This is a genomic window from Microbacterium sp. zg-YB36 (assembly GCF_024623575.2).
Lineage (GTDB): Bacteria > Actinomycetota > Actinomycetes > Actinomycetales > Microbacteriaceae > Microbacterium.
Window position 1 is genome coordinate 1,009,718 of record NZ_JANJFD020000001.1, and the last position, 21,516, is coordinate 1,031,233.

The window sequence follows — 21,516 nt, forward strand, 5'->3', positions numbered from 1 at the left end:
TCATGAGGGTTCCCGAAGACACACGCCGCCGCGAGCACCTGCTCATCCGGGGTCGTCTCACACGCAACGACGAATTCCTCCCCCGGCGGAGCGGATCGACCACGTTCATCCATCGGTGGCCCGAGGCCCTGCAGCCCGCCCACCGCAACGGCGAGGTCGTCGCCGAGACCGTGGATGCCGACGGCCGAGTGCTACGGACCGAGATGCCCAACATCGTGAGCGAACAGGTCTGCGCACCGATCGACTCGTGGCGCGTGCGTGTGTACGTCGACCTGGATGCCGAAGCGGTAGAGGTGCGGCTGCGCCGCGGTGATCGGGTGCTGTGGTCCACGGCGATCGGAGAGGCACCCGACGTCTCGGTCGAGCTCGCCTCACCGCCAGTCCGCGGGGAGGCGAAGGAGGGGCAGGGCTTTCCCGGCGGCGAGCCGGCCGTGCTGACGATCGACCCCACCCGCGCCGCACTCGAGGAGGCGTCGTACGTCAAAGTGCTCTACCGCTGGGGCGAGCGCGGATTCCACGTGGCCTGGGCCGGCCCGGCACGCGAGAAGATCTCCATTCCCGCCGACCGGCTCCCCGGCGGCGAGCGCTGCGAGTTCTTCGTCATCTACTCCGACGGGGTGCGCTCCACCGTGGCCCACACCGAGCCGATCGAGGTACGCCCGATCGGACCCGTCATCACGATCGTGTCCCCCGCCGAGCGGGAGAAGCTGACGGTGGGGACACCGGTCGAGCTGGACTGCCTCGTGCAGCATCCCGAGCAGCCGGCGGAGCCGGGGCGCGGGCCGGAGCGGACGCAGTGGTTCGTCGACGGCGAGCGAGTCGGCTTCGGAACCGCGGCCTCGGCCGGACTTCTGACGGAAGGCGAGCATCGGGTGGAGGTGCGGTACACGCCGGTGAGTGGCGAGGAAGTCACGGCGACGCGCGACGTGGTCGTCGCACCGGCGGCCGAACCTCCTGCCGATGAGTGGCCCGATCACGACCCCTTCGCCGACGACCGCGGTGGGCGGTTTATCGAGGACGACCCGCAGGGCGGCTCATCTGGAACGTAGTCAGCCGCTCAGCACTGGTTGCCGGCATCCCCCTGACCGCACCGCCTCCGCGACCAGCGCAGCGTTGACCGGGCGACCCCGATCAGCCCGCGTGCCCGTCAGCCACCTCCGCGGCGCCGAGCGCCGCGGTGACGAGATGGGTCAGATCGACCGAGAAGGTCGGCGGCATGTCGATGTCGCTCGGCTGAGGCAGGGGAATGTCAGCCCTCCGGGGAACCGTCGGACGGCGACCGGGGACCACCGCGCGAGATGCCGGGGCCAGCGAGCCGGCGGCCGACCTACTACTCATCGCCATCGAACAGCCCGCCGTCGAGGAGTCGGTTGTAGCGCAGGCGCAGGGCACGTTCCGTGCTGGCTGCCAGGCCCGCCACGACCACCGCGATGTTCAGCCACGCCGGCAGGCGGACGGGGCTGACGAACGTGCCCATGGTCTCCGCGATCAGCGGGAACTGCGTGACGGTCTCGACGAGCTGCGGTACGGCGAGCAAAAGGGCTACGACGAGCACGATCATCGAGGTGGCGCTGATCGCGTGACTGAGCGCCGGAGCCGTCCGTTCCAGCCGCGCCCGCCTGCCCTCGGCGGAGGCCGGGTCGGGCGTCAGCTGCCGTTCGGAGCCGTCGGCCGCGACGTAGTGCGCGCGCCGCAGCCCGAAGCCGCTGGTCTCCACCTCGATGCGTCCACCCGGCACCGGGAACGCCCCGGGGAGCCGTGACCGACCGGCGTGACGACCGTCGCGGTAGAGGTCGGCCCACACGATGCCGTCGTCGTCTCCCCCGTGCCGCACGTCGACCGACCACGTCCCGAGCCGACCGCTGGGGTCGACGAGGCGGAGATGAAAGAGCGAGCGGGCGAACGACTGCCACCAGCGAAAGCGCGGCAGCGGGTGCCCGCCGCCGGCGGCGGAAGGGCCCGAGGGGCGCTGCGTGCCGCCCCAGGCCATTCCGCCTGCCGGCGGCTCGTCGAATTGCGAAGCCATCGCCGGGTCACACCCCGACGACGTAGGTGAGCGCGAGCCAGAAACCGACCGTGGTCACCGTCGTCCAGAGGACGATCGCGACGGCCTGCCAGAGCAGCACCCACGCCTTTGAGCTCCCCGCGGCGACGAGTATCGCCGAGGTGAACTGGGTGGGGATCGCGAAGGGACCGAGGATGCTCGCACCCGGCACGCCGAAGCGGACGAGCCACGTCTTGACGCGCTGGCGCCCCTTCGATTCCGGCTTGGCGGATGCCAGCGGCTCGATGACCGCGGTGTCCCCCACGTCCTCGAGACCGGCGAGCGACGAAGCGCCCACGCTCGCGCCGACCCGCGCTCTGCTGCGGTTGACGACGGCGGTGCGTGCCTGCGACGTGAGCAGCACGATGATCAGCACGGTCAGGAAGTTGCCCGCAACCGCGGCCGCTGCTGCGGCGACCGGGTGCATCCCGCCGATCATGCCGATCACCGCCCCCACCTCCCCCTCGACCATCGGGATCGCGGCGGCGAGCGCGACGACGAGAGGTTTGACGAGATCGGGCACCTGGGCGGCGAGCTCTTGCAGGTTCAGGATGAGTTCTTGCACGAAATTCATGGCATTTCCTTTTCTGTTGTGGTGAGCGGAGAGTAAGGAGATCCCCTGTTCTCAGAACAGGGTCAAATCGTCGGATCGTGCGGCTGTCAGCACTCGCTCCTGCGCGAGCAAGCCGGCGCGGGAGAGCACGTCGATCTGCGCGGGGTTGTACAGCTCCCCCACCGCCTCGACGAAGGTCTGCCGCGTCACGCGCGCGCTGTGGGACGCATGCCCTGCGGGGTCGTAGAGCCACGGATAGTCGATGAGGTTCTGCGCCAGGGTCGGCGCGAGCCGCTCGGCGAGCCGCTGGCGGGTCGCCTCGTCGGCGTCGGCCGGCAGGGCGGTGATCTCATCGCCGACCGCGCCGGTCGCGGCATCCACTTCGACCATGCGGCGCAGATCCGCCATCGCCTCCTGGTCGTAGAGCCGGCTATAGATGTGGAGGATCGAGCTGTCGGCCTCGGAGAGGTGCGCCGCAACCGACGCGAACCCGGCGGGGGCATCGGCGGGGGCGTCATCACGCAGGATCTCGGCGATGTCCGCGCGCGCCTGCTGCAGGCGCTCGATGTGGGCCGCGAGCTCCGCATCCAGCGCCCGCAACGCGGCGGGCATCCTCTCGTCGCCCGAGCCCACGGGACCCACTTGAGAGAGGGGGATGCCGAGCTGCACCAACCGACGGATGCGCAGCAGCCGCACGAGGTGCCGCACCCCGTACTGCTTGTAGCCGTTGTAGCGGCGTTCGGGCTCGTCGAGCAGACCGAGCCGGTGATAGTGCCGGATCGTGTTAACGGTCGTGCCCGCCAGGTCGGCGAGCTCGCGGGTGCTCCACGCCATGGCTCGCTCCTACTGTGCGATGCCGGCGCCGCGTGCGCCCGACGCGCCCAGCAGGATGCCGGCGAGGGCCGCGGCCAGGCTGACCGCACCCGCGTACCGGGTGTCCGGGTGGTCGGAGACGGCCGGCTGCCGGGTCAATCCGCGCGGCGGCGCGACGGGGGGCGAGGCGGTCGCGGCGGTCCGTGGTGCGGACATTTGCGTGGTCATCAGGGGTCCTTTCTCGGATGGTCCCGTCAGGCTCGCAGTTGCGACCTCCCCATCGCGTCGGTAGCCGTCCCTACGTACGCCCGTCGGCATGCGCTGACGGGGTTATTCGCGTCGGTGACAAACACCTAGTACCGTGGCGAAAACCCGAAGGGAGCCCCAGTGACGCATCTTCTCGGTCGGCACGCCGAGCGCGAAGCGGTCGAAAAGCTCCTCACCCGGGCACGAAGCGGGCACAGCGGAGCGCTCGTGCTGCACGGTGAGGCCGGCATCGGAAAGACCGCGCTGCTCGACCACGCCCGTGCGACCGCGGCGGCGTCGGGGTTCCGCGTCGAGATCTCGGTCGGCGTGGAGTCGGAGTCGCAGTTCGCGTTCGCCGGTCTGCACCAGTTGTGCGCGTCGCTGCTGCATCACGCGAGTGCCCTGCCCGAACCGCAGCAGCGCGCGCTGGCCGTGGCGTTCGGTGAGCAGGCGGGCGACCCTCCCGACCGCTTTCTGGTGGGGCTCGCGACGCTCAGCCTGCTGGCCGAGGTGGCGGAAGCGGCGCCGCTGCTGTGCCTCGTCGACGACGCGCAGTGGCTCGACGACGCATCCGCGCAGGTGCTCGCGTTCGTGGCGCGACGGGTGTCAGCCGAGCGGATCGCGCTCCTGTTCGCGGTGCGCGACGCCGCGCGGGAGGATGCCGCAGCCGAGCCGGCGGCGCTGGCCGACTTGCCGCAGCTGCGCCTCGACGCTCTCTCCGAGGCGCACGCGCGGGAACTGTTGACGTCGGCGCTGCCCGCTCCGCTCGACGAGAGGGTATTCGAGCGGATCATCGCCGAGTCATACGGCAATCCGCTGGCGCTTCTCGAGCTCCCGCTGAGTGCGCAGTCCGCACAGCTGGCCGGCGGATACGCGTTGCCGAGTGCCCTGGATGTGCCGCGTCGGCTCGAAGAGAGCTTCCGCCGCCGATCCCACAGCCTGCCCGCCGACACCCAGCTGCTGCTGCTCGCCGCGGCAGCGGACCCCACCGGAGACGCGGCGCTCCTGTGCCGCGCGGCCGCACACCTGGGAGTGGACGAGAACGCGCTCGGCCCCGCCGAGGCCGCCGGGCTACTGCAGGTCAACGGGCGTGTGACGTTCCGGCACCCGCTGGTGCGCTCGGCGATCTACCGCGAAGCGACACCATCCGACCAGCGTCGCGCGCATGACGCGTTGGCCGCCGCCACCGATCGCGACGTCGACCCCGACCGACGAGCCTGGCACCGGGCGCAGGCCGTGCTCGGCACCGACGAGCAGGTCGCCGCGGAGCTGGAGCAGTCGGCCGGACGAGCGCGCGCCCGCGGCGGGCTGGCCGCATCGGCGGCGTTCATGGCGCAGGCGGCGACGCTGACGCCGGAGCCGGGCGCCCGGGCGCGCCGAGCGCTGGAAGCTGCGTATGCCAAGCACGAGGCCGGCGCGTCCGAAGCGGCATCCGAACTGCTGGCGATGGCCGCCGCGGGGCCGCTCGACGCGTTGCAGCGGGCCCGCGTCGAGCTGCTGCGCGCTCGGATCGCGTACCACGTCGCACGCGACGGTGAGGGGCCGGTAATGCTGTTGAAGGCGGCCGAAAGCCTCGCCTGGCTGCACCCGGCACTGGCCCGCGAAACCTACCTGGACGCCATCGACGCCGCGATCAGCACCGGCGTGCCCGGGACGGGCTCCGCGGTGCGGGCAGTGGCTGAGGCCGCCCGCAGCGCACCCGCCCCGCCCGGGTCACCACGACCGGCGGATCTGCTGCTCGACGGGCTGGTGACCACGTTCACCCGGGGGCACGCGGCGGGCGTGCCGGAGTTGCGGCAGGCGCTGGCCGCATTCTGCGACGGCGTAAGCGGTGACCCGGCGACCGACGCAGACATCCGCCGCTGGGGATGGCTCGCGGCACGGACGGCGATGACGGTCTTCGACGAGGACCTCTTCTTCACGCTCGGCGCGCACCATATGCGGTCGGCCCGTGAAGCCGGCGCGCTGGCCACGCTCCCCGCGGCTCTCCTCGTCCAGTCCGTCATGCTCGTGCTCTCCGGTGAGTTCACCCGGGCGGCCGAGCAGACCGAGGCCGCAGCGGCCACCAAGGCCGGACTCCACCTCCACACGCGCCTCATCCTGGCTGCGTGGCGCGGCCATGCCGAAGAGGCCGCGGAGATCACCTCAATGATCGGCCAGGCGGGCCCCGCCCGCGGGCGCAGCGCCGAGATGACCATTGCCGGGTACGCCTTGGCGGTGTTGCACAACGGTTCGGGCGACTACGCGGCGGCACAGAGCGCCGCGGCACGCGGCATCGAATCCGAAGGCCTGAAGTTCAACAACCTCATCTACTCCGAGCTCATCGAGGCGGCGTGCCGCTCCGGCCAGCCCGAGAGCGCGACCGAAGCACTCGCAGAGCTCACCGCACGAGCGAACGCCGCCGGCACCCCCTGGGCCCTCGGGCTGGCCGCCCGCTCGCAAGCGTTGACCACCCCTGGGCCGGCCGCCGAGGACCACTACCGCGAGGCGATCGACCACCTCGCGCGCAGCCGCATGGCGGCCCACCTGGCCCGCACGCACCTCGTCTACGGCGAGTGGCTGCGTCGCGAGGGCCGGCGCCAGGACGCCCGCGAACAGCTGCGCACCGCCCACGACATGCTGACGACCATGGGGGCCGAGGCGTTCGCCCAACGCGCGGCCCGCGAGTTGCGCGCCACCGGCGAGCATCCCCAGAAGCGCACCGCTCAGCCGACCGACGCCCTCACCGCTCAGGAGCTGCACATCGCACGGCTGGTGGCGGCGGGCGCGACGTCGCGCGAGGTCGGCACGCAGCTGTTCCTCAGCCCGCGCACGATCGAGGCGCACCTGCGCAACATCTTCCGCAAGCTCGGCGTCACGTCCCGCCGGCAACTGCGCGACATGCCGCTGTCCTGACTCTGATCCACGCCCCGCTTGACACGGTGCAGGGAACAGGGGGTGGAGTGTCCCCACGTCGTCTTCGACGGAAGGGAGAAGGTGCATGAGGGTTTTCATCATCGGTGTCAGCGGCGCGATCGGGGGCCTGCTGGCCCAGGAGCTTCTGGACCGCGGCGACCACGTCTCGGGCGTCGTGCGCCGCGAGCAGCAGCGCGCCGCGCTCGCGGCCCGCGGCGTCGACGCGAGCGTCGGGGAGCTGGGCTCTCTGAGCGCTGACGACCTGGCATCCCTGCTGACGGGAATGGATGCCGTCGTCTACACCGCCGGCTCGAACGGCGGCGCCCGCGACGTCACGGTCGCTATCGACGGCGAAGGCGTGGTCACGGCACTGGACGCCGCGTCACTGGCCGGGGTGCGGCGCTTCGCGCTGGTATCGGTGCTGCCCGAGGCAGGCCGCGGGCAGAACCTCAGCGCCGACGAGGAGTTCTACTTCGCGGTGAAGAAGCTCGTGGACGTCACCGTCAGCATGAGCGGCCTCGACTGGCTGATACTGCGGCCGTCGCTGCTCACCGACGACGCGGGCATCGGAACGGTCTCGCTCGGCCCGGCCCAGCCGCACGACGAGATCCCCCGCGCGGACGTCGCCGCCACCCTCGCGGAACTCCTCCACGAGCCCCGGATCTCCCGGCAGATCCTCGAAGTCACCCAGGGTGCGACGCCGATCACGCAGGCGGTTCGAGCTGCCCGTCCACGAGCCTTCTGCGGCGGCTTCTGATGGGCGACCGCCCCCGCGCTTGACCCTGTGCCGACAACACGGTGTCCACTGGATGGGCCCCGCGGGCGCCGCCTCGGCCCCGCCCTCACGGCGTCATCGGACGCAGAAACACCTGGAGTATCTCAATGATCGAAGCTCACTCCCTGACCAAGCGCTACGGCGCGAAGACCGCCGTCGACAGCATCGACTTCACCGTGCGCCCCGGGGTGGTGACCGGGTTCCTCGGCCCGAACGGGGCCGGCAAGTCCACCACGATGCGCATGATCATGGGCCTGGACCGTCCGTCATCCGGTTCGGTGGCGGTCAACGGCATGCCCTACGCCCGGCACCGGGCCCCGCTTCGGCAAGTCGGCGCGCTCCTGGAAGCCAAGGCTGTCCACCCCGGGCGCAGCGCCCGCAACCACCTGCTCGCAGTCGCAGCCACCCATCGCATCGGATCGAAGCGCGTGGACGAGGTGATCGCGCTCACGGGGCTCGACTCCGTCGCGCGCAAGCGCGTGGGCGGGTTCTCGCTGGGCATGGGTCAGCGGCTCGGCCTCGCCGTGGCGCTGCTGGGAGACCCGGCGACGCTGATCCTCGACGAGCCGGTGAACGGGCTCGACCCCGAGGGGGTGGTGTGGGTGCGCCGGCTCGCGCGAAGCCTCGCGGCGGAGGGCCGCACCGTCTTCCTGTCCTCGCACCTGATGAGCGAGATGGCGCAGACGGCCGACCACCTCATCATCCTCGGCCGGGGCCGCATCGTCGCCGACGCTCCCGTGGGCGAGATCCTCGCGGGAACCGAGGGCGATTCGGTGCAGGTGCGCACGCCGCGGGTCGTCGGGCTCTCGCGCCTGCTCGAAGCGGAGGGTGCGACCGTGATGACCCTGGAGCACGACCTGATGTCGGTGACCCGGCTCACCGCGCCACGCATCGCCGAGATCGCCGCGGCCGCCGGCATCGTGGTCTACGGACTCACCCCGGTGGCGCGGTCTCTCGAAGAGGCCTACATGGAATTGACCCGAGACGACGTCGAATACCGCAGCACGGAGGCAGCCCGATGAGCACCACCACCGCACACCCCGCCCTCTCCCCCGTCGGCCACGATCTGCGTTTCACCGGGGTGTTGCGGGCCGAGTGGATCAAGCTCCGCAGCATCCGTTCCACCTGGTGGGCCTACGCGATCCTGGTGGTGCTCACGGTCGGGCTCGGAGCGCAGATGTCCGCGTCGCTCAGCTTCCAGGGCGTCGACGCCGTTCCCACCCAGGACGCGGTGCAAGACATGGCGGTGTACGCCGTGATGGTCAGCACCGACGTCAGCACACTCATCGTGAGCGTGCTGGGCGTGCTCATCATCGCCGGCGAGTACGGCACCGGCATGATCCGGTCCACCCTCACCGCCGTGCCGAAGCGCCTGTCGGCGCTGCTCGCCAAAGCGCTCGTCTTCGTCGTCGTGACCTTCGTCGTGAGCGCGGTCGCGTTCGCGATCACGGTTCCCATCTCGGTGGGGCTGTTCGCGGGCAACGGTTTCGATGTGGCCCTCGACGACCCGCACTACTGGCTCGCGCTGCTCGGAGGTGCGGGCTACCTCGTGCTGGTGGGGCTCATCGCGTTCGGCATCGGGGCCCTCCTGCGCAACACCGCCGGGGGCATCGCGGTTGCGGTCGGCCTGGTGCTGGCGGCGCCGCTCGCGCTGAGCCTCGTGCTCGGCTTCGCGTCGTCGGGCTGGGTGGAGAACGTCGCGACGCTGCTGCCGTCGACCGCCGGCAGCCTCCTCTTCAGCTACCCCACCGAGCAGAGCTGGGTGGACCTTCTCCCACCGGAATCCGCCAGCTGGCTCACCGAACCGTGGCAGGGCGCGCTCGTCCTCGTCGCCTGGGCGGTCGTGCTGTTCACCGCCGCGGCCGTGCTCCTCAAGCGCCGGGATGCCTGAGCTCGCCGAGCCGGGAAATACACCGTGGCCACGGACAAGGAGAAGGACATGACTCAGGAGACAACGACCGGCACGGGCGACACCGCGACGGTGCAGCTCGACAGCGGGGATCGGATCAGCAGCTACGTCGCGAGGTTCGCCGACGGGCGCGTCGCGGGGCGGGCGGACTTCATCGAGGCGCCGGAGGGGCGCCCGGAGCGGATCTTCTTCCACACCGAGGTCGATCCGGCATACGGCGGACGCGGCATCGGGGCGCTGCTCCTTCGCGAGGCGCTTGCCGACAGCATCCGCCAAGGCGTGACTGTCGTGCCGATGTGCCAACTGTTCGCTCGCCACCTCAGGAAGCGCGGCGGTGAGTACATCGCCGCGGGCGGGGCATACCGTACGCCGCGACTGGCGGACGTCGATTTGGTGGGACGCACGCTCGGAGGTCCCGCACGCGGGGCGGGAGCCAGTCGTCCTTGACTCTAGGAGGATCCGGCTAATCAGTTGCCGCGGAAGCGAACCTGTCCACCATTACGCGCTACGTGACCTATCGGACCAGGGACGGTGCAGAGCGCCCTTGCGCGTGACGTAGGTTAGTCCGGGCTCGGAACCTGATCCGAGCAACAGAACGCGGAAGAACAGTCGTGACCACTACACAACAGCAGCCGAACGGTACCCCTCACCAAGATGCCTCACAGGCGAAAAGGAAGCCGTGGTACCTGCGGTGGTGGGTGTGGGTGCTCGCCGCTGTCATCGTTCTCGGGACTGTGGGCAATGCGCTGGGTAGAGGCGAGGCGGTGGAGCCCGCTGCGCCGTCGACTACATCAACGTCTTCCGCCGCACCCTCCGTCGACGTCCCGGATCTGACCGGCGTCAACGCGAGTCTCGCCTCTGCTGAGCTAAAACAACTCGGCCTCGACGCTGATCTCAGTGCTCAGGATGGCGACACTGTCCTGCGGGCCACCAACTGGGAGGTTGTTGGCACCGATCCCGCGGCCGGAACCACTGTTCCGGCTGGTGCGACCATCATTGTTTCAGTGGTCAAGACGCTGAAGACATCACCGCTTTCCGAGCCCGACCTGGAAATCCTCACGGAGGGCGTCACCGCTGGCCGTGAAACCACAGTCGTCGGGGGCGCTGCAACCGAACTTCCGTCGGGCCTGCGCGCCCAGGCGCCGATCCCGGCGACGCAACTCGTGGCTGTCGCAATCGATTCGGCCGACGGTCGCGTCTACGCATTGTTTGTGACCGGCGACTCGAGCGGCGCCATCGAAGGTCCGGTTCTCGGGGTGAACGAGGCTGCAACGACGAACTTCGATTGGGGCACTGCGGCGACACCCGAGTCCCCAGTCGGCCAGTTCCGCACGGCGGTGGCTGACGACCCTACCGCCGCGGCATTGCTGGACAAGGTGGCGGGCGCCGGGTACTAGACGCCGCGAGCACGCCTGGGCAGAAGAGTTGCCGTCAGCCGTCGGTATCGGTCCACGACGCGATGTCCACGCCGTGGTTGTCGGGAGATGCGAGCGACCACCAAGCTGGCGCGGATGACGCGTCGACGAGCCTGCCGCCGGCGGCGAGCGCGGCATCCACTCGCGCTTGGGCCTGGTCGGCCGGCACGAAGACGTCGAAGTGCGTGCGGCCCCTCCCCGGGGCGTCGCCGGTAATCGGGTTGAAGGCCAACTGCGGTCCGCAGCGCAGCGGGTCGACGGCATCCGTGTCACCGAACGGCTCGTAGCCCAGCGCGGCCAGGAAGAACGGGCGCACATCGGCGTCGGAGTGCTCGGCGACGTAGATGCCGATCGCCTGCGCCCGCGAGGGATCGGCGGTCAGCCCGAGCTCTGCGGCGGCGTCCGACACGGCCGCCGCGAACTGCGGGGCCGCTGCGGGAATGCCGCCGTCGCTGGGGCGCGGGATGCGCACCACGACGCCCTCGGGACGCACGTCGATGTCGGGCAGGATGCCGAATCGCTCGGCCGCACCGACGACCGGCGCGACGAGACCCGCGGCGTGCGCGAGCGAGGTCGCGGTGAAGACGGTGTGCGGGCCGATCTCGGTCACCCGCCAGTCGGTGACGCCCGGCGCCCGGTGGAACTCGGCCGCGGAGATCCCGGGCGATGCGGTCGTTGGCTCGCTCATAGCAACCCCTCACAGCTGTCTGACCCCCGGCCGCCGACGAGCGAGGAGCACACGCGCACCTCACAGTACTCGGCGGTCACGACACGCCGAATGCCGGGCGTGGGTGCCGGCCGGACGTCCGAACACCGCGCAGCCATCAGCACCAGCTCGAGGACGGAAGAGCGCGCACCTACCGCAACTCGGCACCTTAAGGGACAGGAGCAGAACCGGGGATGCTACAGGCGCCGCCGTCGCACCGGCACGAGGCAGCGCCCGAGGGTCACTGATCAGCGGCCGCCGCGTCAGGCGGGCGGGAACGCTGCGGCGATGCGGGCGTGAACAGCCGCCGCGTCGACAGCCCGGGGCTCTGCCGCTGTGAGCATCTGGAGGAGTCGTCGCGGCCATACGACGTCGATGCCGTCCACGGCGAAGGAGCCACCGATCAGCGGCCAGTCCGCATCCAGAAAGCACAGGACTCCTCCGACCGGAATGCTCGGGTCATCGAGGGCGGCGGCGACGCGGGCCACTTGGGACTCGACGCCGCGGACGAGATTGGTGCGATCACGCCCGCCGACTCGAAGCGACTCCGTGCGCCGCCGGATGATCCCGCCCTCGACCTGCAGCGACGGTCGCTGGTCCTTGTACCGCTTGGCATCGATCACCCAGACACCCGCGGGTGAGACGACGATGTGGTCGATGTTCGCCTTCGTTCGGGGAATCCGCCGATCATGGAGCACCCGAATCGTGTCAGGGAGTGCGCTCAGCCATTGCGCGAGGCGCTCTTCGCCGACAGCGCCGCTCTCCCACGCTCGGGTGGATTGGGGATCCTCAGTCACCGCAAGGATCAGGCCGCCGATCCGCGGGTGGTCAGCGCGGATACGGTCTTCACGCCGGGCTCTGCGCCGCTCGTGCTCTCGTCGCGCGGAGGCCCCGGCGACCCCGACTTCGATCTCAACCGATGCCGACGCCGTTGCCGATGCCGTTGCCGATGCCTCGGGGCATTCGGCACAACGCACGGTCTTCGATTCCCGCTCGTAGATCGCGTCTGCGCCCGCGGCGAGTGGCGCGGCGCAAAGCCGGCACGTTCCCGCGTACCGAAGGCGCATGCGTTTGTCAGCGGGATCCGCGTCAGGTGCCACAGCGTCAAGCTAGCAGGGAGCGAACGTCGCCGACCCCGTTCTGCGCGAGCGCGAACTACGGGCTTCGAGCCAGGGGGCGCCCGCGGACTAGGGTTCACCGCATGGACCTACCGAAGATCGGTGCGCCCGCCACCCGCGCCCTGGAGAACGCACAGATCCGCACCATGGACGATGTGCGCCGCATAGGCCTGGAACGCATCGCGACGCTTCACGGGGTGGGCCCGAAGGCCATCCAGCTTCTGCGGGATGCATTGGCGGACTGACCGGCACCGCAGCCACCGGCCGCCGACGCAACCACCTGGTGTCGGTGCGCTGCTTCTTCGCGGCCAGCCACAAGCGCGGCACCTACCGCAGCTCGGCATCCACCTCGCGAATCGCGACCACGCTGTGATCGTCGGGCGTGAGTTCGCCACGCAGCGTGACCGCCGCGAGCAGGCAGCATCCCGCGAACACCGCCGCACCCGCGGCAACCGGGATCGTCAGGTCGATCGCACCGAGGATGCCGCCCACCGCGGAGCCGACGGCCAGCCCCAGCAGGCTGAGCACGCGCGCTGCGCCGCCGACCCGACCGAGCAGGGCGTCGGGCACGAGCCGCTGCCGCAGCGAGAGTGCACAGATGCTCCAGACGACCGCGTGCAGGATGTACAGCGCCAGCAGCACGCCGGCGAGGACCGGATCCGTCGTGACGGCAAGACCGCCGAGAGTCAACGCTCCCAGCAGCAGGCTGGTCGCGACCGTCCAGCGGTATCCCAGCCACGTGCGCAGCCGGGGCGCGAGGAACGAGCCGAGCAGCCCACCGAGGGCAGAGAAGGCGAGCAGCAGTCCGTACCCGGTGCCGTTCAGCCCCAGCCGCTCCTCGGCGAAGAGGACCAGGATCGAGAAGGGCAGCATGTAGCCGACGCTCGCGAGTGCTCCGAGGAGCGCGAGGATGCCGACGACGCGGTGGCGCGCGAGCCAGGCGATCCCTTCTCGGGCCTCGGCGTATACCGAGCGCCGGGCGGGCGGGGCGTCAGCGCGCGGCTGCGGTGAGCGCCGGATGGGCAGCGCGAGGGCGACGAGCCCCGCGGCGGCCCACAGCCCGCCCATCGCGAAGACGGGTGCGGCGGCCGCCAACGCGAACAGGATGCCACCGAGCGGCGGACCGGCGAACTCGTCGCAGACCAGCTGCGCGGCCGCGACCCGTCCGTTCGCGAAGTCGAGACGTTTCCGGTCGACCAGGGAAGGCAGCATGGCCACCGCAGCACTGTCGGCCACGCTCTCCAACGCTCCGACCACAGCCATCGCCGCGTACATGATCACCAGCGATGAGACTCCGAACTGGACAGTCACCGCCAGGACGAGCAGCGCGACGCCTCGCAGCAGGTTCGCCGCCACGAGGAGGGTGCGGCGGTCCCACCGGTCGACCCAGACCCCGATCGGCAGCGCGACCAGCAGGCGCACCAGCGCGTAGAGCGTGGCCAGCCCTGCGACCAGCCGCGGATCGTCGGTCATGGATGCCGCGAGCAGCGGCATCGACACGAAGGCGAGACCGTCGGCCAGGTTCGACAGAGCGTTCGCGCTCCAGAGCACGCCGAACCCGCGACCGCGCGACACTCCGCCAGCCTATGGGCGGCGGGAGCCCACGCACGCCCAGGGCCGGGTTCGACCGGGTGCGCGATCGCCAGCGCGTCGGCGAGGTCACGAGATGCCGTCATCGACTCCTCTAAGGAGGACGTCGGCACACGCCTGGTCGAACTGCACGGCGACGGCGCGACCCCGTGGGTGCGCGGCGTCCGGCCCGCCACCGACATCTACCTGGATGCCGCGGGTGTCGCCGTCGTACCGCAGACCGTCACGAGCATCGCCAAGCACGGCGCCACGCTCGGCATCGTAGCGGCGCACAAGAAGCCGGTCGAGCTGGACTTCGGCGGCATCCTGCAGACCGAGCTGAACATCGTGTGGGCGATGGGCTACCCCACCGAGATCTTCGAGGTGACCGACGACATCGTCGAGAACTGGGAGAAGTACGCCAAGATCATCAGCCACCGGTTCCCGTTCGCGCAGACCCTCGAGGCGCTCGAGCTCGCGGCGACGCCGGGCGCGGCGGACAAGGTGACCGTCGTGTTCGACTGACGCGGGTTGTGCTCGGCGGCCCGTCTTCCAGTTCGGAGGGCGGCCCGCCGTTCGGGTAGTTTGAGCCCCGGCCAGGCGGACCTCCCGGTTGTTGGCTTCTGCGCATTCTTTTCACCGCGAATGCGCGATGGCCGAGGCGTTTATCGGCCTGGGCGCTATCTCGGTGAATGACCTTTTCGAGCGGGTCGAGCTTCATCGCCCGTATGTGGCCGTTTTCGGTCAATTTGACGCGGCCCGCGTTCGCGGCCATCATGAGCACCACAGCCACCCCGTGGCGTGGCCAAACTGCCATTCCCGAGCAGCGGAGCTGAGACGCGGCTGGCCTACTCCTCCTCAATGGTGCGGGTTTCTGGGACCACCGGACCATGGCGGGCGAGGCCTTATCTGGGGAATCGAATGACTGGGGAGATCGTGACGGGGACATCGGTTTGGCGCACTTGGAAGCCCTACGCTTTGCTAGGTGTAATTGTGATCGGTGGGGCGTGGTGGTGGACCAGTCAGTCGCCCTTCGCGACGCTGAAGGACGGTCCGTATAGCTGCACCGCGGTATACGTCAATGAAGATGGCAAATTCGAGCTTCTCACCGACGGCGCCGGAAGTCGCATGTACGCCGACGCAGTAGTCGACGGCGGAGAGATCGTCTCTCTATCCGCTGATAATGCCCTCTCGTCGGCGAATTTGGCGTCACTCACCGTCCGCACAAAAGGGGACGCGCAGTTCCACGTGACGGATGAGGTAGGCGCTCACTCGTACCACGCAATAGCCTGCGAGTTCGCTAGGTAGGCATTCAGTGCTTCGAGTACATCGTCTAGCCGTTATTTCCGCCACCGCACTGATCGCTATTGCCCTCACCGCATGCGGGGAGGTCGACCGTCACAACGGCGTGTCCGAACGCCCCGAGGCCACCTGCGATGACCTCGCCGCGTCAGTCCTCGACCGCGCCCGGACTGACGACACATCGGGGGCCATCAACAGCGAGATCGATCGTCTGGGTGGAAGCTGCCCAGACGAGTACGACATCGTCATCGACTACCTCTCGTCCCGCAGCATGCCGTCCGAGTTCCGATTCGACGCCTGCGAAGAATGGGCGCAACGCATTCACCCTGAGGCTGTCGATCTGCTCCGCGCAGACGGGATCTGCACCGATGGTGCGACAGCTGGCCAAGCGTCCTCTAGCGGACCTGAGGGCGGTCTCTCATGGGATCAGGCACTCGAGCACGTGGGTTCCTACCAGCGTGTTTGCGGACCGCTGGCGAGTAGCGGTCGCGATTACGATGACGTATTCCTCAATCTCGGCCGGGCTTATCCTGACCCCGCGCGGTTCACGATCGTGCTTTGGGACGTCGGGGGCATAGAAGCCCTGGCCACCGGCACGACACTGTGCGCGTCCGGCTCGATCACATTGTATGACGGAGTCGCCCAGCTCGAACTGGATGATGTCGGGGCGGTTGAGGTCTGGGGCTGAGACGACGCAGCCGGTGAGTAGCGCGCGTTTATGCACCCCGCCGGAGGTGCGCACGCCACACTCAGGGCCGAGGTCCACTCGCGGGTGTCGTAACCCTGCGGCATGCTGAACCCCGCAACGTGATCGACCTATCCGCACCCCACAAACGAGGTCTTCCATTCACCTTTCCACGCAGCAACTCGACCGCGCCGTAGGCGTCGTCCTCGCGTCCGCCGCTGGGGACGCACTCGGTTCGCAGTACGAGTTCGGCCCTCCCCTGGACGACGCCGTCACTCCGGAATTCGGCGTCGGCGTATTCGGTCACGAGATGGGCGAATGGACGGACGACACCAGCATGGCGATGCCGATCCTCCAGGCACTCGCGGACGGGCGTGAACTCGACGACGACGCCACGCTCGACGTAATCGTGACTCGATGGCAGGAGTGGGCCCTCAACGCGAAGGACGTCGGAAGCCAGACGCGCGGCGTGCTGTCAGATCTGTCGGAGACGACGGCACAGGCCGCCACCTCACGCGCCGAGTCCTTCCACCGCACCACCGGGCGAAGCGCCGGCAACGGCTCGCTCATGCGCACCGGTCCGGTCGCTCTGGGTTACCTCGACCGCGCCGAGGAGGACCTGGCGAACGCCGCGGGGCGCATCGCTCAGCTCACCCACTGGGAGGACGACAACGTCGACGCGTGCGTGATCTGGTGCCTCACCATCCGGCACGCGGTACTCACCGGCACGCTGGACGTTCGCGCGCAGATCGGGTGGGTCCCGATCGACCGGCGCGCACGGTGGCAGGACGTGATCACCGAGGCACTCGCGCCCGGCATGCACCCCCGTGACTTCCGCCAGGGCAACGGATGGGTCGTGCGCGCACTGCAGGCTGCGCTCAGCGCGGTCGCAGGAGCGACCTCGCTGCGCGACGCGCTCGAGCGAGCGGTGCGCGGCGGCCAAGACACCGACACCGTCGCCGCGATCGCCGGATCCCTGGCCGGCGCAATGTACGGCGGGTCCGCCGTCCCCTTGGACTGGAAGCGGAAGCTGCACGGCTGGCCCGGCGTCGACGCCAACGACCTCACCCGCCTCGCGTGCCTTGCGGCGCGCCATGGCCAGCCCGACAGCGAGGGGTGGCCGAGCGCCGGTCTCATGCCGGTCTACACCCGAAGCGATTACCTATTCCGTCATCCCCACGACGCCGGTGTGTGGGTGGGCTCTCTCGCCGCGCTCGCTCGTCTTCCTCGCGAAGTGGATGCCGTCGTGTCGCTGTGTCGCGTCGGGACCGAGCAGGTGCCCCACGGTGTGGAGAGCGTGCAAGTCTGGCTGGTCGACCAGCCGCACCGCAACGACAACCTCGACGCCGTGCTGACCAACGCAGCAGACGTCATCGCCGACCTGCGCGCCGCCGGCCACACGGTCTTCGTCCACTGCGCGGAAGGACGCAGCCGCACGTCCGCGGTGGCCGCCCTCTACGGCGCGCGGCACCACGACGTTCCCCTGACGCAGGCTTGGCAGGACGTGCAAGCGACACTCCCCCGTTTCGCGCCGCAAACGTTCTTGCGCGAGGCAGTAGAAAGAATGGTGACGGCAGACAATGACGACCGAGCCGAATGAAGGACGCGCTGACATGACATCGACGGCAACAAACGACGAGCTCCGCGATGCGTGCGCCGCGTGGCAGGACGGGCGCGACGGGGGATCGTCCCCTATCCGCGCCGCCGCTCGCGTTCTCACGGGCACGAAGCACTATTTCGAGGCAGACTTCATCGACCGGTATGAACGAGACGCGTCGGCGAACGCGCTGACGATGGCGCGCGCCCAGACCCTTCTCGCTGCACTGGCGACGAGCCCCACCCGCGACGGCGAGGGCTGGGCAGAGCGGACGGGCTTCGGGTCCGGGTGGGTGGGTCGTGGCATCAAGAGCGGTGCCCAGGACCCCCAGATCAACGCCGCACTCAACACCGGCTTCATCACCATGCCACTGTGGGGGTTGAGCCTGGACCGCGACGTGGCGCGGTCCTACGGGTCAGCGTTCCTGTTCCAAATCGAAGGACCGTTCCCTGCGCTCCCCGCGTGGGAGGCTTCGGGCCTGAAGAGCGACGAGCGCGAGCTCATCACCGGCGGACGCTATGCGGTCACAAACGTCGCACGAGGCCCCGAGGGCGTCGTCGTCATGCTGCATTTCCTCGATCTCGTTATGCCCGCTGCATAAAGGCTTCGCCAGCGCGATATCTGTGAGTCTCCGGTCATGACGGAAAGCGAGCCGCGGTGCGCGCTCAATGGAAGTCGAAGGTGAGCTCGGCGCTCGGGTCCACCCCGTGGACGATGCCGGAGTAGAAGGTCCTCGCTTGCTCCTGCAGAAGCGCCCGATTCTGATGGATGTAGTCCAACCGCACAGGATCACTCAGAACCCTGTTGATCATCTCGGTGTCATCGATCTCGGGCGTCACCCAGCTGAGCGCGCCGTTGCTCTGCACGACCATCTTGAAGGGCGAGCCGTCGTCGCTGATGAACTCGTGCCCGATGAAAATGAACTCGGGTATCGAGATGAGAAAGTCGTTCTCTGCGGTCTGCTCAATGTCGACGTCAGCACCCTCGAGGCCTAGCTTCGCTGTGAACTCATACCGCAAGAACGATGCCCGATCGCTGCCGGGTATTTCCATGCCGAAGAAACTGCTGTTCGCGCTCTCCTCTTCAATGCCTTGGATGCCGAGGCTCACGAGCACAACCTGCTCCTCCGTCGTGATGGCCTGGCGCATCTGCGTGCTGCGAGACTCCGAATCCGCGGCCAGCGCCGAGTTCATGAACGGCCCCAACACGCCGGTTCCCATCAGCGCCACCAGCGCAATGAGACCCGCGACCGAGAGCGCGGCGAGAGCCACAAAAGTGCGGCGCACCCCCCTCATCGGCCCGATTCCGTTCGCTCAGCCCGCGATTGGGCACATCGTCGAATTACGGTGCGCATAATCAGATTCCCCCATCGCCACGTCGCCCCAGTGCGCGTGACGTCGCAACACTATCGGAGGGGAGCGACACTCGCATTCGCAGGCCCCGAGAACCGAATCGGCGCGAGCGGGCGTGATGCCGAATCCACAGCTCGCCGGACGGAGTCGAGCATCGCGGCGGGTGAGAGCGCGAGGTCGGGCGGCCACTCTCGAATCGTCACGCACGAGTTCACCACCTGGCGGTCGACGGGCTCGCCGCCCTGCGCGTACACCAGCAGCGATCGAGGCTGGCCGTCGTGCAGTAGGCGAGCACCTGATCGAAATCTGCGTGCGGTTGCCGGCCGGCACACGAGGCAGCCGTGTACTTCGCGTCGTACACCGTCACCGGGTGGCGGCCACCGTACTCCAGCAGGTCGATTGCCGTGGGCACCCGCGTGACCCAGTCCATCCCTCGGTTTTCCCGGCTTCCTATTTCGGAATGCTGAGCTAGAAGCCCGGCGCCGGATCCGAGCGATGTAAACGGACTCGGTGGTGTTCCGCTGGCCCGCTCTCGTGCAGGCAGAGCGAACCGGCAGCCGCTACCCGTGGATCCTCATGCTTTCTTAAGTCTTGTCCAGGTAGTCCAGGATCATCGCGAGGTCTTCAGCATCCTCCGCACCGTACATCTGCATCGCCTGAAGCTCTTCGTCTCGGTCCACGCTGCTGAGGCTACCCGTCCGTCCGTCGGTTCTCCGCACGACCTCGACTCCACGCTTGGTCACGTTTCCAGCGCAGCCTCCACTTCCGGTTCGAGCGCGTTCTCGCGAAGGTAATCCAGCGCACGCTCTACGGCGACGATCTTCGCCTTGAGCTGCTTGATTCCAGGCGCCGAGGGGTCCGAGAACTCGTCGAGACGCTCGTGCTCGCGACGCACGTTGATTTCGGTCTCCACCAGCGTCTGCCACACGGAGGGATCGGATTCCAGATGCTGGCGCCGACGCAAGATCTCCGTCGAGAGCAACCGTTGCACCACCTCCTCGAGCGCCTCGGCCGTCGTGTTCGGGCTCGCGAGTCCGAGGGCGATTCCTCCGCCGCCCGCTGTCACGAGCGTGCCGGCCGTCAGCAGCCCACCGATCATGCCCCCGGGCCCGAAGGTCGCGAGCGCACTGGTCACCACCGCAGCGCCCGCGAGACCCGCACCCGCTGCGAGCGCCAGTCCGCCGGTCGCCACGATGATCGCCGCCGCACCGGCCCCCAGCGCGCCCCACTTCAGCCAATTCACGGTCCTACCGGCGAGGATCTCGCGCGCCGTCTTGGAGGCATCGAACACATCCGTGCCGTACTTGCTTCCCAGACCCATCTCCGCGGTCAGATCTTGCATCGCGCCTCGGAGCTTCTCGGTCGGGATCGATATCTCGAAGGGCCGGATGAGGTTTTCGGAGGCGAGGAGCGTCAGCACGACGACCGCTTCGTCCTTGACGATATGCACTGCGGGCGCGGGCTCCGGCGCGTCGACCGCGGGGTCGGATAGGTCGAATGCCAGCGAGGCCAGTGCAGCCGGAGTCTGCCTGCCGGTGACGGCGTTGCGCGCAACCAACTCATCGACGACGGTCGCCTGCACAGAGCGGAGCGCGCCGGCGAACCGTTCCCGCACATCTCCCTCCAGCCCCAGCTTGATGAGATGTGCGTAGCGCAACGCCAGGAGAGCAAGCAGTTCGGTGGCATCCGGCGGAATGTCCGCGACTCGCCCGATCCTCGCGACTTCCTTCGAACGGGAGCCGAACAACGCGAAGCCGATCGCCTCGGCGACGACATCAGCCCCGAGGTACTCGATCGCAGAATGAGCCCGTTTGGAGGGCGGTGCCTTCGTGTCGATGCGGAAGTCGATCATCCAGGGGAACACTGATGAAAGGCCGCGGTGTGCTGCCACCAAGTCAGAGGTGTTCCAGAAGTTCACCCACCAGGCGAGGTTCGCCGGCGGCTCCTTGAGCGATTCCCTCAGCTTGTCGACGTCGAAGCCGGCGTGCGCCAAAGGGCTCCCGATGGTGATCATCCCCACGACCTCGAGAGCGACTGGCAGGCGACGCACGAGGTCCGCCGCGATGACCGATCCGAGGCTGTGCCCAACGATGACGATCCGCCCCGAGGAGGGGAGCTTTGCAAGGATGCGGTCCAAGACCTGCGCGCGAATCCTGCCATCAGTGAGGTAGCTGCGCGCCTGCTTGAACGACGGAAGGGCCACGGCTGCACCCACGGCGACGTCACCACCCGGCAGACCGGATCCAGGACTGTGGCGGCCGAGCCTGAACTCGATCGCCCCCATGCGACGCTCGAACACCCGGCGGTTCTGCCTTGCAGCGTCGCGTCCCGGCTGCTTCACGGTGATCGGAGGGAGATCCACCTTTTCGTCCCACCCTCTGAGCGCGTGCGCGTACTTGGGTGCGATGACTTCCGCAGTGTCGAGATGCGGATAGCCGAGCGCGGTGAGGGTTTCCGTGAGCCTCGCTTTCCACAGATCTTCGCGGTCTCCGGTGCCCACCCCATGCAGGAAGAGCAGGATCGGTCGGTCCGACATG

Annotated in this window: 22 protein-coding genes; 12 read left to right on the forward strand and 10 right to left on the reverse strand. The window is 68.9% G+C overall.

All coding sequences use genetic code 11. The features are described from left to right. Positions 1 to 2 precede the first annotated feature (2 nt). Positions 3 to 1,049 (forward strand): hypothetical protein, encoded by a 1,047-nt coding sequence (locus NQ151_RS04950; RefSeq protein WP_257527192.1) that lies wholly within the window; start codon positions 3 to 5, stop codon positions 1,047 to 1,049. Positions 1,050 to 1,330: 281 nt separating this feature from the next. Here NQ151_RS04950 and NQ151_RS04955 read toward each other — a convergent pair whose 3' ends face one another. The 4 genes from NQ151_RS04955 to NQ151_RS04970 are packed head-to-tail and all read right to left on the reverse strand — an operon-like array spanning position 1,331 to position 3,638. Then, positions 1,331 to 2,026 carry a hypothetical protein gene (locus NQ151_RS04955; RefSeq protein WP_257527193.1) on the reverse strand — a complete coding sequence of 232 codons (696 nt, stop codon included), beginning with the start codon at positions 2,024 to 2,026 and terminating at the stop codon, positions 1,331 to 1,333. A gap of 7 nt (positions 2,027 to 2,033) precedes the next feature. After that, positions 2,034 to 2,618, reverse strand: a complete 585-nt coding sequence (locus NQ151_RS04960; RefSeq protein ID WP_257527194.1) for a small multidrug efflux protein — start codon at positions 2,616 to 2,618, stop codon at positions 2,034 to 2,036. 51 nt (positions 2,619 to 2,669) lie between these two features. Next, positions 2,670 to 3,431: a helix-turn-helix domain-containing protein gene (locus NQ151_RS04965; protein WP_257527195.1), complete on the reverse strand. Its 762-nt coding sequence runs from the start codon at positions 3,429 to 3,431 to the stop codon at positions 2,670 to 2,672. Positions 3,432 to 3,440: 9 nt separating this feature from the next. Continuing rightward, positions 3,441 to 3,638 carry a hypothetical protein gene (locus tag NQ151_RS04970; protein ID WP_257527196.1) on the reverse strand — a complete coding sequence of 66 codons (198 nt, stop codon included), beginning with the start codon at positions 3,636 to 3,638 and terminating at the stop codon, positions 3,441 to 3,443. A 159-nt stretch (positions 3,639 to 3,797) separates the two neighbouring features. Here NQ151_RS04970 and NQ151_RS04975 point away from each other — a divergent pair, with 159 nt between their 5' ends. The 6 genes from NQ151_RS04975 to NQ151_RS05000 all read left to right on the forward strand — a co-directional run bounded on the left by NQ151_RS04975 (position 3,798) and on the right by NQ151_RS05000 (position 10,632). Then, complete coding sequence (locus tag NQ151_RS04975) at positions 3,798 to 6,551, forward strand: helix-turn-helix transcriptional regulator (protein ID WP_257527197.1); 2,754 nt, start codon at positions 3,798 to 3,800, stop codon at positions 6,549 to 6,551. Between the two features lie 85 nt (positions 6,552 to 6,636). Then, entirely contained in the window at positions 6,637 to 7,308 is a 672-nt protein-coding gene (locus NQ151_RS04980; RefSeq protein ID WP_257527198.1) for an NAD(P)H-binding protein, read from the forward strand. A 125-nt stretch (positions 7,309 to 7,433) separates the two neighbouring features. Next, a complete protein-coding gene (locus NQ151_RS04985; RefSeq protein WP_257527199.1) occupies positions 7,434 to 8,348 on the forward strand; it encodes an ABC transporter ATP-binding protein in 915 nt (304 codons plus the stop codon). Beyond that, on the forward strand, positions 8,345 to 9,217 hold the full coding sequence (locus tag NQ151_RS04990; RefSeq protein ID WP_257527200.1) for an ABC transporter permease subunit: 873 nt from the start codon (positions 8,345 to 8,347) through the stop codon (positions 9,215 to 9,217). Before NQ151_RS04985 ends, NQ151_RS04990 begins: the two co-directional genes overlap by 4 nt. Before the next feature lie 48 nt (positions 9,218 to 9,265). Continuing rightward, positions 9,266 to 9,682: a GNAT family N-acetyltransferase gene (locus NQ151_RS04995; RefSeq protein ID WP_257527201.1), complete on the forward strand. Its 417-nt coding sequence runs from the start codon at positions 9,266 to 9,268 to the stop codon at positions 9,680 to 9,682. Positions 9,683 to 9,846: 164 nt separating this feature from the next. Beyond that, positions 9,847 to 10,632: a Stk1 family PASTA domain-containing Ser/Thr kinase gene (locus tag NQ151_RS05000; RefSeq protein WP_257527202.1), complete on the forward strand. Its 786-nt coding sequence runs from the start codon at positions 9,847 to 9,849 to the stop codon at positions 10,630 to 10,632. A gap of 34 nt (positions 10,633 to 10,666) precedes the next feature. Here the strand turns inward: NQ151_RS05000 and NQ151_RS05005 are convergent, their stop codons facing one another. After that, the gene (locus NQ151_RS05005) at positions 10,667 to 11,338 is read right to left on the reverse strand and encodes a VOC family protein (protein ID WP_257527203.1); all 672 of its coding nucleotides are present in this window, start codon (positions 11,336 to 11,338) and stop codon (positions 10,667 to 10,669) included. A 281-nt stretch (positions 11,339 to 11,619) separates the two neighbouring features. Next, positions 11,620 to 12,456 carry a nuclease-related domain-containing protein gene (locus NQ151_RS05010; protein ID WP_257527204.1) on the reverse strand — a complete coding sequence of 279 codons (837 nt, stop codon included), beginning with the start codon at positions 12,454 to 12,456 and terminating at the stop codon, positions 11,620 to 11,622. A gap of 101 nt (positions 12,457 to 12,557) precedes the next feature. Between NQ151_RS05010 and NQ151_RS05015 the strand changes: the two genes are divergently transcribed. Beyond that, complete coding sequence (locus NQ151_RS05015; protein WP_257527205.1) at positions 12,558 to 12,719, forward strand: helix-hairpin-helix domain-containing protein; 162 nt, start codon at positions 12,558 to 12,560, stop codon at positions 12,717 to 12,719. A gap of 82 nt (positions 12,720 to 12,801) precedes the next feature. On the opposite strand, the gene NQ151_RS05020 is transcribed toward NQ151_RS05015, so the two are convergent. After that, a complete protein-coding gene (locus NQ151_RS05020; RefSeq protein WP_257527206.1) occupies positions 12,802 to 14,049 on the reverse strand; it encodes an MFS transporter in 1,248 nt (415 codons plus the stop codon). A 168-nt stretch (positions 14,050 to 14,217) separates the two neighbouring features. Between NQ151_RS05020 and NQ151_RS05025 the strand changes: the two genes are divergently transcribed. The 4 genes from NQ151_RS05025 to NQ151_RS05040 all read left to right on the forward strand — a co-directional run bounded on the left by NQ151_RS05025 (position 14,218) and on the right by NQ151_RS05040 (position 18,228). Then, positions 14,218 to 14,568 (forward strand): MDR/zinc-dependent alcohol dehydrogenase-like family protein, encoded by a 351-nt coding sequence (locus NQ151_RS05025; protein WP_257527207.1) that lies wholly within the window; start codon positions 14,218 to 14,220, stop codon positions 14,566 to 14,568. Positions 14,569 to 15,358: 790 nt separating this feature from the next. Next, on the forward strand, positions 15,359 to 16,033 hold the full coding sequence (locus NQ151_RS05030; RefSeq protein WP_257527208.1) for a hypothetical protein: 675 nt from the start codon (positions 15,359 to 15,361) through the stop codon (positions 16,031 to 16,033). A 157-nt stretch (positions 16,034 to 16,190) separates the two neighbouring features. Further along, on the forward strand, positions 16,191 to 17,630 hold the full coding sequence (locus NQ151_RS05035) for an ADP-ribosylglycohydrolase family protein (RefSeq protein ID WP_257527833.1): 1,440 nt from the start codon (positions 16,191 to 16,193) through the stop codon (positions 17,628 to 17,630). A 13-nt stretch (positions 17,631 to 17,643) separates the two neighbouring features. Beyond that, a complete protein-coding gene (locus tag NQ151_RS05040) occupies positions 17,644 to 18,228 on the forward strand; it encodes a hypothetical protein (protein WP_257527209.1) in 585 nt (194 codons plus the stop codon). A 64-nt stretch (positions 18,229 to 18,292) separates the two neighbouring features. On the opposite strand, the gene NQ151_RS05045 is transcribed toward NQ151_RS05040, so the two are convergent. The 3 genes from NQ151_RS05045 to NQ151_RS05055 form a co-directional block, all read right to left on the reverse strand. Next, positions 18,293 to 18,922: a hypothetical protein gene (locus tag NQ151_RS05045; protein ID WP_257527210.1), complete on the reverse strand. Its 630-nt coding sequence runs from the start codon at positions 18,920 to 18,922 to the stop codon at positions 18,293 to 18,295. A gap of 268 nt (positions 18,923 to 19,190) precedes the next feature. Further along, on the reverse strand, positions 19,191 to 19,409 hold the full coding sequence (locus tag NQ151_RS05050) for a hypothetical protein (protein ID WP_257527211.1): 219 nt from the start codon (positions 19,407 to 19,409) through the stop codon (positions 19,191 to 19,193). Between the two features lie 309 nt (positions 19,410 to 19,718). Next, positions 19,719 to 21,515, reverse strand: a complete 1,797-nt coding sequence (locus NQ151_RS05055) for an alpha/beta hydrolase family protein (protein WP_257527212.1) — start codon at positions 21,513 to 21,515, stop codon at positions 19,719 to 19,721. Between the last annotated feature and the right edge of the window lies 1 nt (position 21,516).